General features: G+C 62.4%; 13 protein-coding genes. 12 read left to right on the forward strand and 1 reads right to left on the reverse strand.

What is annotated here, in order from left to right; genetic code table 11:
* The first annotated feature begins 78 nt into the window (after positions 1-78).
* The 11 genes from ygfZ to AC1DUY_RS06865 all read left to right on the forward strand — a co-directional run bounded on the left by ygfZ (position 79) and on the right by AC1DUY_RS06865 (position 13443).
* Positions 79-963 carry a CAF17-like 4Fe-4S cluster assembly/insertion protein YgfZ gene (ygfZ, locus tag AC1DUY_RS06815; RefSeq protein ID WP_184512033.1) on the forward strand — a complete coding sequence of 295 codons (885 nt, stop codon included), beginning with the start codon at positions 79-81 and terminating at the stop codon, positions 961-963.
* A 13-nt stretch (positions 964-976) separates the two neighbouring features.
* On the forward strand, positions 977-1603 hold the full coding sequence (locus tag AC1DUY_RS06820; protein WP_478113181.1) for a DNA-3-methyladenine glycosylase I: 627 nt from the start codon (positions 977-979) through the stop codon (positions 1601-1603).
* Positions 1604-1630: 27 nt separating this feature from the next.
* Complete coding sequence (locus tag AC1DUY_RS06825) at positions 1631-2257, forward strand: YfbR-like 5'-deoxynucleotidase (protein WP_439065046.1); 627 nt, start codon at positions 1631-1633, stop codon at positions 2255-2257.
* A gap of 75 nt (positions 2258-2332) precedes the next feature.
* On the forward strand, positions 2333-2839 hold the full coding sequence (locus AC1DUY_RS06830; RefSeq protein WP_478113183.1) for a tyrosine phosphatase family protein: 507 nt from the start codon (positions 2333-2335) through the stop codon (positions 2837-2839).
* 137 nt (positions 2840-2976) lie between these two features.
* The gene (locus AC1DUY_RS06835) at positions 2977-5670 is read left to right on the forward strand and encodes a DUF2339 domain-containing protein (RefSeq protein WP_478113185.1); all 2694 of its coding nucleotides are present in this window, start codon (positions 2977-2979) and stop codon (positions 5668-5670) included.
* Between the two features lie 143 nt (positions 5671-5813).
* The gene (locus AC1DUY_RS06840) at positions 5814-7322 is read left to right on the forward strand and encodes a flavin-containing monooxygenase (RefSeq protein WP_478113187.1); all 1509 of its coding nucleotides are present in this window, start codon (positions 5814-5816) and stop codon (positions 7320-7322) included.
* Between the two features lie 185 nt (positions 7323-7507).
* Positions 7508-9199, forward strand: a complete 1692-nt coding sequence (locus tag AC1DUY_RS06845) for a thiamine pyrophosphate-dependent enzyme (protein WP_478113189.1) — start codon at positions 7508-7510, stop codon at positions 9197-9199.
* Between the two features lie 197 nt (positions 9200-9396).
* Positions 9397-10179 carry an ABC transporter ATP-binding protein gene (locus AC1DUY_RS06850; RefSeq protein WP_089265846.1) on the forward strand — a complete coding sequence of 261 codons (783 nt, stop codon included), beginning with the start codon at positions 9397-9399 and terminating at the stop codon, positions 10177-10179.
* Positions 10176-11033 (forward strand): ABC transporter permease, encoded by an 858-nt coding sequence (locus AC1DUY_RS06855; protein ID WP_231079191.1) that lies wholly within the window; start codon positions 10176-10178, stop codon positions 11031-11033. Before AC1DUY_RS06850 ends, AC1DUY_RS06855 begins: the two co-directional genes overlap by 4 nt.
* A gap of 32 nt (positions 11034-11065) precedes the next feature.
* A complete protein-coding gene (locus AC1DUY_RS06860; protein ID WP_478113192.1) occupies positions 11066-12034 on the forward strand; it encodes an ABC transporter substrate-binding protein in 969 nt (322 codons plus the stop codon).
* A 71-nt stretch (positions 12035-12105) separates the two neighbouring features.
* Positions 12106-13443 carry an amidase gene (locus AC1DUY_RS06865; protein WP_478113194.1) on the forward strand — a complete coding sequence of 446 codons (1338 nt, stop codon included), beginning with the start codon at positions 12106-12108 and terminating at the stop codon, positions 13441-13443.
* A gap of 45 nt (positions 13444-13488) precedes the next feature.
* On the opposite strand, the gene AC1DUY_RS06870 is transcribed toward AC1DUY_RS06865, so the two are convergent.
* Positions 13489-14025: a cupin domain-containing protein gene (locus AC1DUY_RS06870; protein ID WP_089266238.1), complete on the reverse strand. Its 537-nt coding sequence runs from the start codon at positions 14023-14025 to the stop codon at positions 13489-13491.
* Between the two features lie 165 nt (positions 14026-14190).
* Here AC1DUY_RS06870 and AC1DUY_RS06875 point away from each other — a divergent pair, with 165 nt between their 5' ends.
* On the forward strand, positions 14191-14406 hold the full coding sequence (locus tag AC1DUY_RS06875; RefSeq protein ID WP_089265843.1) for a CsbD family protein: 216 nt from the start codon (positions 14191-14193) through the stop codon (positions 14404-14406).
* Positions 14407-14634 lie beyond the last annotated feature (228 nt).

Raw genomic sequence — 14634 nt, forward strand, 5'->3', positions numbered from 1 at the left:
ACTTTAGCTGTCATATCCGCCAGCCGTGATTCACCCTCGGTTCCTGGCTCGTTTATTGGATTTTTCGAGATTTTCCCAATGAAAGCAGCGTTTCTCCCCGATCGGGGTGTGGTGAAAATCGCCGGCGACGACGCCCGCGGTTTCCTCAACAACCTCGTGACTTCCGAGATCGAGGTGGTGGCGCCTGGCATCGCCCGGTTCGGCGCGCTGCTGACGCCGCAGGGCAAGATCATCGCCGACTTCCTCATCACCGAAGCACCGGCCGGCCATGGCGGTGGGCTCCTGATCGACTGCCCGCGCGAACTGGCACAACCGCTGGCCACCAAGCTCGGCTTCTACAAGCTGCGCGCCAAGGTGACGGTAGAGAATCTCTCCGACGCGCTCGGCGTGCTTGCGGTGTGGGATGGCGAGCCCGGCATGAAGCCAGACCTGACCTTCGCCGATCCGCGCAATGCGGAGCTTGGCTATCGCATCCTCGTGCCGCCCGATCTCGTCCCGAAGACGGCCGCGCTGGTCGGTGCCGAACTGGTCGATGCATCAGCCTATGAAGCGCACCGCATCAGGCTCGGCGTGCCACGCGGCGGAGCTGATTTCGCCTATGGCGATGCGTTCCCGCACGAAGCCAATATGGACAAGCTCGCCGGCGTCGATTTCGACAAGGGCTGTTACATCGGCCAGGAGGTCGTCTCCCGCATGCAGCATCGCGGCACCGCGCGCACGCGCATCGTCGGCGTCACGTTGGATGGCGCGGCGCCGGCCGCCGGCACCGAAATCCGCGCTGCGGACAAGCCCATCGGCACCATGGGCTCGTCTGCCGATGGCCGTGGCCTCGCCATGATCCGCACCGACCGCGCCAGTGATGCGCTCGATGCCGATGCCGCTTTCCTGGCCGGCGACATCGCCATTCATCTGGCCGACGCCGCTGCCGTGCGCGCGCTGGCCACGAAGAAGACCCCCGCATGAAAAAGATCTCGGCATGAGCAAACCCGCGATCACGCATGCCGACGGCAAGACGCGCTGCCCGTGGCCGGGTGAAGATCCATTCTATGTCGCCTATCACGACACCGAATGGGGCGTCCCCGAATATGACGACCGCGCGCTCTACGAGAAGCTGATCCTCGATGGCTTCCAGGCCGGCCTCTCCTGGATCACCATCCTGCGCAAGCGCGACAATTTCCGCAAAGCATTCGATGACTTTCAGCCGGAAAAAATCGCGCGCTACAGCGAGAAAAAAGTTCACGCGCTGATGAATGATGCTGGCATCGTGCGCAACCGCGCCAAGATAGAAGGCGCGATCCTCAGCGCCAAAGGCTATCTGAAAATCATGGAAGAAGGCGCCGGCTTCTCGAAATATCTGTGGGACTTCGTCGATGGCAAACCGCTGGTCAACAATTTCAAGACCCATGGCAGCGTGCCTGCCTCGACACCGCTATCGACCAAGATCTCGAAAGACCTGCAGTGGCGCGGCTTCAAATTCGTCGGCCCGACCATCGTCTATGCCTTTATGGAGGCCACAGGCATGGTCAACGATCATCTCGTGACCTGCTTTTGCCACGAGGCCTGCATGGGCCTGAAGCGCAAGCCGCGCCTCAAGGCGAAGTAGCAACAAGAAACTCAAGACCAAGAACCGATGGCCAAATCGAAATTCGACCAAAGATTTTCCCGCGACGTCGCTACCCGCGCCTGGCAACGCATGCTGTCGGGCCGGCGGCTTGATCTGCTCGATCCCTCGCCGCTGGATATCGAAATTGCCGATATTGCCCACGGGCTCGCGCGCGTCGCGCGCTGGAACGGGCAGACCCACGGCGCGCATATTTTCTCGGTGGCGCAACACACGCTCCTCGTGGAAGCCGTGTTGCGCGAGCAGATGCCGCGCGCCGACGAGCGCGTGCGGCTCGCGGCCCTGCTGCATGACGCGCCGGAATATGTCATCGGCGACATGATCTCGCCGTTCAAGGCGGTGATTGGCGGCGACTACAAGGTGATCGAGAATCGCCTGCTCGGCGCCATCCACATCCGCTTCGGCCTGCCGCCGGCGCTGGAGCCCGGGATCACCAAACAGATCAAGGCCGCCGATATGGGCGCCGCCTATCTGGAAGCCACACGCCTTGCAGGCTTCAAGGAAGCCGAGGCAAAGCGTCTGTTCGGCAAGGATCCCGGCCTCTCGGAAGCCATGGTGGAAGATTACCTGACGCCGTGGTCGGCGGGGAAGGCTGAGAAGCGGTTTCTGGCAAGGTTTGAGGCGCTGCTGGCGTAATTTAAACTCCGTCATGCCCGGGCATGACGTGGAGAGAACGGAGCGTTATAACGACGCTCAACAAAAGGTTCCCCGATGATCCACGTCTGCTCGCTCGCCGATCTGCATCCCACCGTGAAGGACACGGCCGCGAGCCACGTGCTCACCATCATGGCCAATGTCGCGCAGGTGCAGCGGCCGCCGTCGATCAGCGAGGCCAATCATCGCAGGGTGCAGGTCGACGACATCACCGAGGTGATGGACGGCTTTGTCGCGCCCAACGAAGGCCACATCACGCAGGTGCTAGACTTCGTCCGCGGCTGGGATCGCGCCTCGCCGCTGGTGATCCATTGCTATGCCGGCATCTCGCGCTCAACCGCCAGCGCCTTTGCCGCCGTCTGCATGCTCAATCCGGACCGCGACGAGCGCGACATCGCGCTGCGAATCCGCGCGGCCTCGCCGATCGCCTCCCCCAACCGCCTGCTCGTGACCCTCGCCGACAAGGCGCTCGGCCGCGGCGGCCGCATGGTCCGCGCGCTCGACGAGATGGGCCCCGGCAATCTGACCGTGATCGGCAAGCCGTTTCGCCTCGATCTGGATTAATTCCAGCAATTGCACGCCAAATACACGGATCGCGTGAACTAAAGTTCTCCACGACAACACATAGAGTTGCCATGTCCCCGGACGTCGTTCCGGGGCATGATTGGCGTGCGTCCTGCTCTCTGAGGGTTTGATAGTCGATGTTCGATGATTTCGGTTTCGTCACGCTGGTGATTGCTATCGTTGCCTTCATCTTCGCGCGCAAGGCGCGCAATGAAGTGAAGGTGCTGCGCGCCCGGGTCGACGCCTATGAGGCGCTGCCGCGCGTGGCGGCAATGCCGGCCGCCGTCGCAAGGCCGGACCTCACACCGACCACGCCGAACATTGCATCCGCCCCTGCCGTATCCGAGACTCCAACCGAGGTGACCCGCGAAGCTGCCCCCTCGATCCAGCCGGATGTCCCTGCTCATACTACGCCCGAACCCGCCGCGCCTGTGGAAGCCCCTGCGGCTGGCCCCGGCTTCGAGGAACGCATCGGCACGCGCTGGGTGGTCTGGGTCGGCGGCCTCACGCTGGCGCTCGGCGGCTTCTTCATGGTGCGCTATTCCATCGAGGCCGGCCTGCTCGGCCCCGAAGTGCGCGTGCTGCTCGGCGGCCTGTTCGCCTTGGCACTGCTTGCCGTCGGCGAATTTGCGCGCCGCAAGGAAAGCCTGTCTGCGATTGCACCGCTGCCCATCGCCAATATTCCGGCGATCCTCACAGCGGCCGGCACTGCCGTCGCCTTTGCCACCGTCTACGCCGCCTATGCGCTGTACGACTTCCTCGTCCCCGGCACGGCCTTCGCCCTGCTCGGCATCGTCGCCATGTGCACCATGGCCGCGGCATTGCTGCACGGCCCGGCCCTTGCCGGCCTCGGCATCGCCGCCGCTTTCGTCACGCCGGTGCTGGTATCGTCCGGCAAACCGGATTACTGGGCGCTGTATATCTATCTCGCCATCGTTATGGCGGCCGCCTTCAGCCTCGCGCGTATCCGGCTGTGGCGCTGGCTGGCGCTGACCACCATCGTCTTCGCGACGCTGTGGACCCTGCCGGGCCTCGACGCCGGCACACCGGCACTCGCGCCTCATGCGTTCCATGTCCTGGCCGGCTTCATCTTGGCCTCACTGCTGGTCGTCTGCGGCTTCCTGTATGGTCCGCCGGCCGAAGAAGGCCGCATCGAAGGCATCTCGTCGGGCGCCCTCAGTGCGAGCCTGCTCAGCGCGACGCTGGTGGTGCTCTCGAGCTTCCATGCCGACATGGCCATGGTGACCTTCGCGCTGATCGTCGCTGGCACGCTGTTCGTCGCATGGTACGCACAAGCGGCCACCGCGGCGGTTGCCGTGGCCGCTGGCTTCGTCGCCGTGGTCTTCCTGGAGTGGGCCATCCAGGGCAATCTCGACATGCTGGTACTGCCCGGCGGGCCGCTAGCCGGCATCGGCGCCAGCCCGGTGGAAAGCTCGGTGTCGCTGCATCTCGCATCCGCCGCCATCTTCGCCATTGGCTTCGGCGTGCTCGGCTTCCTCGCCCAGGGCCGATCCGTTAGTGCCGTTATTCCGGTGATCTGGTCGGGCGCCGCGGTATTCACGCCGCTGGCGCTGTTGATCGCGCTCTATGCCCGCATCGCGCATCTCGATCGCTCGATCCCCTTCGCCATTCTCGCCGTGATCATCGGCGCAGCCTTCGCGGCCGCCACCGAACTGCTCGGCAAGCGCGAGCCACGTCCGGGCCTCGCGATCTCCACGGCGCTGTTCGCCACCGGTACGCTCGGTGCGCTGGCGCTGGGGCTGACCTTTGCACTGGAGAAAGGCTGGCTCACCATCGCACTGTCGCTGATGGCGCTGGGCACAGCCTGGATCTCCATGCAGCGGCCGATCCCGTTCCTGCGCTGGCTCGCGGCCATCCTTGCCGGCATTGTCGTCGCCCGGATGGGCTGGGAGCCCCGCGTGGTCGGCGATCTCGTCGGCACCACGCCGATCTTCAATTGGCTGCTGTGGGGCTACGGCGTGCCCGCTGCATCGTTCTGGGCCGCCAGCATCCTGATGCGCCGCCGCGGCGATGACGCGCCGCTCCGCATGGTGGAATCCGCTGCGATTCTGTTCACAGTGTTGCTGGCCTTCATGGAGATCCGCCACTTCGTGAATGGCGGCGATGTCTATCGGTCCTCCTCAAGCCTCACCGAGGTCGCGCTGCAGGTCTGCGTCGCACTGGCCATGGCAATCGGACTGGAACGCCTGTGGGAGCGGAGCCGCAGCATCGTTCACAGCGTCAGTGCCGGGCTGCTGACATTGTTCGCCGGCGTAGCAAGTCTCGGCGGGTTGCTGTTCATCACCAATCCCGGCATCTGGCGTATCGATGTCGGCGGCGTAATCTTCAACCTGCTGCTGCTCGGCTATGCTCTGCCCGCGGTGCTCGCTCTGCTGCTGTCCTATGCCGTCGCCGGCCGTCGCAAGCCGGCCTATGGCAACACCATCGCCGGTGGTGCGCTGGTGCTAGCCCTGATGTATGTGACGCTGGAAATCCGCCGCATCTATCACGGCCCGATTTTCTACAACGCTTCGATCACCGATGCCGAGCAATATACGCTGTCGATCGCGTGGCTGGGCTTTGGCGTCGTGCTGCTCGGCATCGGCATCCTGTTCAACTCGCAGCGCGCGCGGCTCGCCTCCGCCGTGGTCATCGCATTGACGATCCTCAAAGCGTTCCTGGTCGACATGTCGTCGCTGACAGGCGTCTATCGCGCGCTGTCCTTCATGTGCCTCGGCCTCGTGCTGGTGGCCATCGGCTGGCTGTATCAGCGCATCCTGTTCTCGAGACGCGCACAGTCACCCGCGGGGGCCCCTGCAGCAGAAAGCTGACGCCTCTCCAGCGCAATTCCCGCTTGCGCATTCCCTGCGATCGTCAATGATACCGATCGCGGCGATCTCCGGCCTTAAACCGGGGATCGCCGCATAAAAGCATCCGCGCACCAAGCGCGAGAGCCAAAAAAGATCGGGAGCCCATGAACGTCCAGGGAAAGATCGCCACAGATCCATCCGTCGAAAACTCCGCCGAACATGTCGATGTGATCGTTGTCGGTGCCGGGATCTCCGGCATCGGAGCCGCCTATCACCTCACTAAGCAAAATCCGGATACGCGTTTTCTGATTCTGGAAACCCAGGACAGTTTCGGCGGCACCTGGCATACCCATCGCTATCCCGGCATCCGCTCTGACAGTGACCTGCACACCTTCGGCTATCGCTTCAAGCCATGGACCTCGGCACCCATCGCCACTGCCGCGGAAATCCTGCGCTATATGGGCGATGTGATCTCGGAGAACGACCTCGGCGCGCATATCCGCTACAAGCACAAGATCCTCTCCGCCAACTGGTCGAATGCCGACAAGCTCTGGACGCTCACCGTCATCCGTTACGACACCGGCGAGACGCTGAACTTCACCACGCGTTTTCTCTGGATGTGTCAGGGCTATTACAACCACAATCAGGGCTACACGCCGCAATGGCCGGGCATAACCCGGTTCAAGGGCCGCCTGGTGCATCCGCAAACCTGGCCGGAAGATCTCGACGTCACCGGCAAGAAGGTTGTCGTGATCGGCTCCGGCGCGACTGCCGCGACGCTGGTGCCCGCCATTGCCGATAAATGTGCCGAAGTCACCATGCTGCAGCGCTCGCCGACCTTCTTCATCACCGGCCGCAATGCCAACGCTCTGGCAGAGACGCTGCGCGAGCTGGATGTCGACGAAGAATGGGTCCATGAGATCGTCCGCCGCAAGATCCTGTTCGATCAGCAGGCCTTCACCAAGCGGACGAACAGTGAACCGGAGGTGGTGAAAGAGGAATTGCTGAAGGGCGTACAGGCCTATCTCGGCAAGGACTACGACATCGCCACACATTTCACGCCGCGCTACCGGCCGTGGCGGCAGCGTATCGCCTTCATTCCGGATGGCGACCTGTTCCAGAGCATCAAGGCCGGCAAGGCGAGTGTCGTCACCGATGAGATCGAGACCTTCACCGAACACGGCATCACGCTGAAATCAGGCAAGACGATCGACGCCGAAGTCGTCGTCACCGCCACCGGCTTCAATCTCAACGTGCTCGGCGATATCGCCCTCTCCATCGATGACGCACCGCTGAATTTCTCCGACACTGTGACCTATCGCGGCATGATGTTCACCGGCGTGCCGAACATGGTGTGGATCTTCGGCTATCTCCGTGCCAGCTGGACATTGCGCGTCGATCTCGTGGCCGACTTCGTCTGCGGGCTGCTGAAGCATATGGAGACAACCAGCGTCACGACGATCACGCCGCAGTTGCGGCCCGAAGACCGCGACATGCCGCTGCTGCCATGGATCGACCCCGAGGACTTCAACCCGGGCTACATCATGCGCGGCATGCACCTGTTGCCGAAGCGCGGTGACAAGCAGGAGTGGCAGCACAACCAGGACTACTGGAGTGACAAGGACGTATTTCCGGCCATCGACTATGGCGATCCGATCTTCCGATACACGTAACAAACGTTCAACACATCGCGCATTTCTCCAAGCATTGCGCAAACTTGATTGACCATCATGAAACCGTTTCTCGGTTCAGCTATTGCTGCAGTGCGACCATTCGGTTCCAATCACAATTGGACCGAGCGCATAGCTGCATCAGCCCGCCTCCCGGCGGAGAGCCAATTCTAGAAATCGGAGCTCCCATGTCGAAAACTGTCGCGGATGAGATTGTCCATGTGCTTGAGACGATTGGCGTACAGCAGATTTTCGGTTTGATCGCCGACTCGCTTAATCCGCTGGCGGACTCGGTCCGGCGCAGCAAGATCGAATGGGTCGGCGTGCGCCACGAGGAAGGCGCCGCGCTGGCCGCCGCAGGCCAGGCCAAGCTCACCGGCAAGCTCGGCGTTTGCGCCGGCTCCACCGGGCCCGGCAGCACGCATCTCGTCGCCGGTCTCTATGAAGCGGCGCGCGATCACGCCCCGGTGCTGGCACTCTCGGGCGAAATGGCGCGAGCAGCAAAAGGCGTCGACTTTTTCCAGACCACCGAGCCGGACTTGCTGTTTCGCGACGTCGCGCTCTACACCCAGACCATCACCACCGCGGCACAGGCGCCCGGCGTGATCCATCAGGCGATCTCCACCGCCTATGCCGGCCCGGGCGTCGCGCACCTGACGCTGCCTGTCGATGTCCTGTCTTCGAAAGCCGAAGGGTCGACAGCGAGCCTTGCCACGCTGATGCCACGCGGCGAGATCCTGCCGAATGATGCCGCCATACAGGAAGCCGCCCGCCGCATCGACGAAGCCGGCAGCGTTGTCATCATGTGCGGCCATGGCGCCATCGGCAGCGCCGAACTCCTGCGTGCGCTCAGCGACAAGCTGAAGGCGCCACTGGTGCATTCGGTGCGCGGCAAGGAGATCATGGCGTTTGACGATCCACGCTGGATGGGCGGTCTCGGCATGATCGGCACCAAGGCCGTCTACAATGCCGTGCATGATTGCGACCTGCTCGTCATGGTGGGCACCGACTATCCCTATTCCAACTTCCTGCCGCGCAAGGGCAATGTCATCCAGATCGATGTGCGCGCCGAAGCACTCGGCAGGCGCACGCCGACGAGCCTCGGCGTCATCGGCTCGGCACGCCCCGCGTTGAAGATGCTGCTGGACAGGGTGCCGACCAAGACCGACGGCCAGTTCTTCGAGACGACCAGTGACGCCCGCAAGAAGTGGGATGAGATGCTCGACAAGCAGGCCGATCCTGCGCGCAGTAAGAACAAGATCCACCCGCAGGCCGTCGCGCGCATCGCCAGCGATCTGGCACGGCCCGATGCAATCTTCGTGTTCGACACCGGTCTGAACACGCTGTGGTCGGCCAACTGGATCCGCCAGAACGGCACCCAGCGCATCATCGGCTCGTTCAACAATGCCGCGGTCGGCACGTCCGTCGGCCAGGGCAACGGCGTGCAGATCCTCGATCGCAGCAAGCAGGTGATCGTGCTCACCGGCGACGGCGGCTTCAACATGCTGATGGGTGAATTCATGACGGCTGTGCAGCACAAGCTGCCCATCAAGGTCATCGTCTATAACAACTCCGCCCTCGGCCTGATCACGCTGGAAGCCGAAAGCATCGGCCTGGCGCCCTTCCGCGAAGCCATCGAATTCCCCAATCCCGATTTCGCCGCACTGGCGCGTGCCTGCGGCGCGCAGGGCTTTACGGCCAAGCAGCCGGGTGATCTGAAGAAGGCCATCGCCGACGCGCTGGCCTGTGACGGGCCCGCCATCGTCGATTGCGTAGTGGCGGCCGACGAGATCCCGAACCTGCCGCATGTGGACGCCGCCATGGTGGGCAATTACGCGCTGGCGAAGATCAAGGAAGCAGTGATGGCCGTAACGGGCTAACGCAAAGTGTTCGCCAAAAATACACTTCGCCACGCCTGCTCAATTTATCGCCGAGAATAAATCCAGCCTGCCCAAAGCCGGGGCAAAACACTTCAAGCCTCAAGCACTCAGCAGAAAAACTGCGCGATTGCTTGAGGCCTTTTCGCGCCCAAGATGGCACGCAGCTTGCGTATGTGCGGTACCAAGGAAACCGCATCATGCCGCCGAAACAAGTTCAGCTCACCGTCCAGAACATCAGCAAATCGTTTGCCGGCAAGGGCGGCGACGTCAATGTGCTCGACGATCTTTCTTTCACCATCAACGAACGCGATTTCGTCAGCATTATTGGCCCCAGCGGCTGCGGCAAGACGACGATCTTCAACATCATCGCCGGACTTCTCGAGCCCGATGGCGGCACTATCACCTATCGCGGCAAGGAAATCGAAAGCCTGCGCGGCCGCGTCGGCTACATGATGCAGAAAGACCTGCTGTTTCCGTGGCGCACGGTGATGGGCAATGTGTTGCTCGGGCTGGAGACTCGCGGCGTCGACCAGAAGGAGGCCGAGGAGAAGGCGCGCGAGTATCTCAAGCAGTTCGGCCTCGCCGGCTTCGAGAACGCCTATCCCAAGACCCTGTCCGGTGGCATGCGCCAGCGCGTGGCGCTGATCCGGACGCTGATCATGGATCCCGACATCCTGCTGCTCGACGAGCCGTTCTCGGCGTTGGATTATCAGACGAGGCTGTATCTCGAAGGCGTGCTGAAGGATGCAGTCCAGAAATTCAACAAGACGGTCATCCTCGTGACCCATGACATCGACGAAGCGGTCGCGCTGTCGAAGCGCGTCGTCGTGCTGTCCGGCCGCCCGGCACGGGTGAAGGTCGTGCATGAGATCGACATCGAGGCAACCTCACCCATCACCGCGCGCAACGACGTAAAATTCTCGACCTATTTCAAGACGCTCTGCGCCGAACTCGATATCCAGACGGAGACAACGTCATGAGCCTCGTGATGTCCGGCACATCCGCGCGCAAGAAGACCGCACCGCGCAAGTCCCGCAAGAAGCGATCGACCTTCGACACCACGCTCGGCCGCGCGGTGTTACAGCTGCTCGCCGTCGCAGTGTTCTTCGCGCTATGGGAGCTCGGCGTCCATGCCGGCTATATCTCCGCCTTCCTGATGGGATCGCCCTCCGGCATCTTCGCCACGTTCTACAAACTGATCCTGAGCGGCGAACTGCTGTCGGATTCCTGGTACACGCTATTCGAGGCCATTTTGGGCTTCATCATCGGCACCATCTTCGGGTCGCTGTTCGGTCTGGCGCTGTGGTATTCGGTGTTCGTCGCGAAGCTGGTCGAGCCCTTCATCGTTGCCATCAATTCCGTGCCGAAGATCGCGCTCGCGCCCATCGTGGTGCTGTGGTTCGGCACCGGCCTGATATCGAAGGTCGCACTCGCCGTTTCACTCACTGCACTCGTAGCGCTGATCGCCGCTTATCAGGCGGCCAAGGATGCCGACGTCGATCTGCAGTCGCTGATGATCTCCATGGGTGCCGACAAGCATCAGGTGTTCTGGAAGGCCGTAGTGCCATCCACACTGCCGTCGATTATCGCCACCTTCCGCATCAATATCGGCTTTGGCCTGGTCGGCGCCGTTGTCGGCGAGTTCATCTCGTCGCAGCGCGGCCTCGGCCACATGATCTTCCTCGCCTCCAGCCTGTACGACCTCAACTCGGTCTGGGTCGGGTTGTTCACGCTGATGATCCTCGGCTTCGTGCTCTATTACGTCATCGACATCATCGAGCGCACCTCGCTGCCGTGGAAGCAGGCGACCACCTCGCATCAGGTCCAGGTTTAATCCCTCCCTTTCCACCATAACGGAGACGTTCTATGTCGTTGTTGAAGCGTATCACCGGCGCGGTTGCGCTGGCTGGAGTCTTGCTCGCCACGCCAACGATGGCGCAGAACAAGAAGGTGGTGTTGTCGCAGGCCTTCCAGTCGATGCTGTACCTGCCGCTCTATGTCGCCATTAACGAGGGCTTCTTCACCGCGCAGGGCCTCGACCTCACCAAGGAAACCGCAGGCTCGCCCACAGTCGCACTCTCGGCGGTGATCTCCGGCAGCGCACAGTTCTCGATCCATGGTCCGGAATGGACAGCCATTGCGGCCTCCAAGGGCGCGCCGGTCGGCATCATCGCCAATGTGGTCAACGGCGCCGCCGTGTGGATCGCGACCGCGCCGGATTTCAAGTTCGCTGACGTCAAGAGCCTGAAAGGCCAGAAAGTGGTCGTCGGCACCATGCCGACCACCAGCACCTCGCTGTTCCTGAAGCTGCTGAAGGAGAACGGCATGGACGGCAAGACCGATGTGGAGATGATCCCCGTCGCAATCGGCAGCGAACCGGGTCCGTTCCTCGCCAAGCAGGCTGACGTCGCCGTGATGTATGAACCCGGCCTCGATCAGGTGGTCGCCAAGGGCATGAAGGTGGTCTACGGCTTCCCGAAGAGCTACGGCGCCTATGCATTTTCGTCGGTGACGGCACGCAACGACGTCAATCCGGATCTGGCGCAGCGCGTCACCAACGGTATGGAAATGGCGATGCGCTTCATGAAGAAAGATCCTGCCAAGACCGTGACCATTGCGCAGAAGGAATTTCCAACGCTGGATCCGGCTGTGATCGAATCCGCCGTCAAGCGCATGCTGGCCGACGGCGTCTATCCGGACAGCGTCGATATTTCTGCGCCCTCGCTGAAGATCTCCATGGACACCCAGATCGCGCTCGGCAATCTCGCGGCCCAGCCTGACTATGACAAGTTTGTCGTGAAGAAATATATCGAGCCAGCATTGGCGATGAAGTAATGTCGAAGGCGCGCAGCCTCGCGGTTGCGCGCCTCTCTTGATCCCAGAAGAAACGTTCAGGACGACACGACATGACGAATGCAACCGCGCGCACTGCAACATCTGGCGCGGGGGTTCTGGACCTGCTGCGGCTGTTCAAGGGCAACACATCTGCGGCAGATCACTACGCATCGGAGCGGCTCGCACAGGCCAAGGCTGCCGAGCCCATACTGAAGGCCTTTGAGGTCCTCCCCACCGACACTGTGCGCAAGCCAGGGCCGCTCTCCGGCATTCCCGTCGCCGTCAAGGATATCATCGCCACCACCGACATGCCGACCACCAATGGCTCGGCCGTCTATGCCGATCACGTGCCATCGGCCGATGCATGGGTCGTCGAACGTCTGCGCAATCTCGGCGCCACCATCTTCGGAAAGACCGTCTCCACCGAATTCGCCTGGCGCCATCCCGGCCCGACCACCAATCCATGGAACAGCAAGCACACACCGGGTGGCTCGTCCTCCGGCTCGGCAGCCTCCGTCGCCGCCGGCATCGTGCCCCTGGCGCTGGGCACACAGACGCTGGGCTCCATCATCCGTCCCGCTGCCTTCAACGGCATCGTCGGCTTCAAGCCGAGCTTCGGCGCTATTCCCCGCAGCGGCGCACACCACCTCAGCCAGTCGCTCGACCACATCGGCTTCTTCGCGCGCAAGGTCGATGACGTCGCCTATGCGCTGTCACTGATCGCAGGCACCAGCGGCAGCGATCCGCACGGCGCGCCGGTGCCGGCCTTTGAAATCTCCGTCGAGCGCGGCGTGCTACCGCTGCCGTCGCCGCGCCTCGCGGTGGTGCGCTTCGCCAAGTTCGCCAAGGCCGAGAGCGAGCAGCAACAGGTGTTCGAAGCCTCCGTTGCCCGACTGCGCAGCGCGGGTGCTGTCATCGAAGAACTGGAACTGCCCGAACTCGATCGCAGCAACTGGGACGCGATCAACATCATTCTGGCCGCCGAAGGCGCGGTGATCTTTGGCGATCTCGTCGCGCGCTATCCCGACAAGACCAGCGATCACCTAAAGAAGCTGGTGGAGACCGGCAGCGCCATCAGCGCGGCAGCCTATCTCAAGGCCAAGGCGTTGCAGACGAAGCTGCGCGCGGACTTCACCGCGCAGATGACGAATTACGATGCGGTGCTGACGCTGCCGGCCTATGGCGAAGCACCGAAAGGGCTGAGCTATACCGGCGACGCCGAATATTGCGCGCCATGGACCCTGATCGGCGTGCCTGCGCTGTCGCTGCCGGCCGGGTTTGGCAGGAACCATCTGCCGCTCGGCCTGCAGGTGGTCGGCCCCTATCTGAACGATCTGCGCACGCTGCGCGTAGCGAAGTGGATCGAGAGCGCGCTGGCATTTTCGCCGGGATTGCCGGAGATCAAATAGCAAGAAGCCCTCGCCCGGTCTCGGGCGAGGGCTTCAGCTTGATGCTTACTTCTTCACCGCGCCATCGGGATGCGTGGGATCGACCCACAACACCGTCTCCGGCTTCTCCACCGGCTCGATGTCGATATTAATGGCGACCGCTTCGCCGTCGCTGCGCACCAGCACGCATTCCAGCACTTCGTCAGCGCTGGCATTGATCTCCTGATGCGGCACGTAAGGCGGCACGAAGATGAAATCGCCAGGACCGGCCTCCGCGGTAAATTGCAGGCGATCGCCCCAGCGCATCCGCGCCTTGCCCTTTACCACATAGATGACGCTTTCGAGATGGCCGTGATGATGCGCACCGGTCTTGGCATCCGGCTGGATCGACACGGTGCCGGCCCAAAGTTTCTGCGCGCCGACGCGCGCGAAATTGATAGCCGCCGCACGGTCCATGCCTTTGGTCGATGGCACGTTGGTATCGAGATTGTCGGCGGGAATGACGCGAATGCCGTCGTGCTTCCAGCGATCTGGATCATGGTCGTGAGAATGATCATGCGCGTGATCGTGCGGATGAGTGTGATCGTGGCCGTGACCGGACATTTCAATGCCTTCTTGGGTTCCGAAGAAATGCTGCCACCGCATGCGGCATCACGCCCCCGGGAGTGAGGAACATTCAATTGAGCTGGCAATTGTCTCTGCGAAGCTCAAGCAGCGCGTATCGAGAATGGTCTCGGAACTGCGTCTGCTACATGACAGGAGTATCCCATGGGTGCCACCGCAGACAAGATCAAGGGAACCGCAAACGAAGCCATCGGCAAGGCCAAGCAGGGCATCGGTGAAGCGACCGGCTCTGACCGCCTGCAGGGCGAAGGCCTGATCCAGGAAGGCAAGGGCCACGCGCAGAAGGCCGTCGGCGATGCCAAGCAGGCTGCCAAGGACGCCGCCGACAAGGCGTCGGATTTTGCGAACCGCAAACTTTAACCAATTCCAACCGGCGGAGTTTTGACTCCTCCGTCGGTCGCAGGTGACGCTGCAAAAGAAGCCGGTCCCGTAAGGGGCCGGTTTTTTGCGTTCTAGCACTACGCGTTGCGCTGGTTTCGCCGGGTATGACATAGGTCAATACCTGCGCGGGGAGCAGCCGGCCCAAAGCCCTGATGGCAACGATATTTCGGCCAGTTCCCGGACTTCCCCCTCGCCGGTCCGGCTGGT

Source organism: Tardiphaga sp. P4_G1 (genome assembly GCF_056401215.1).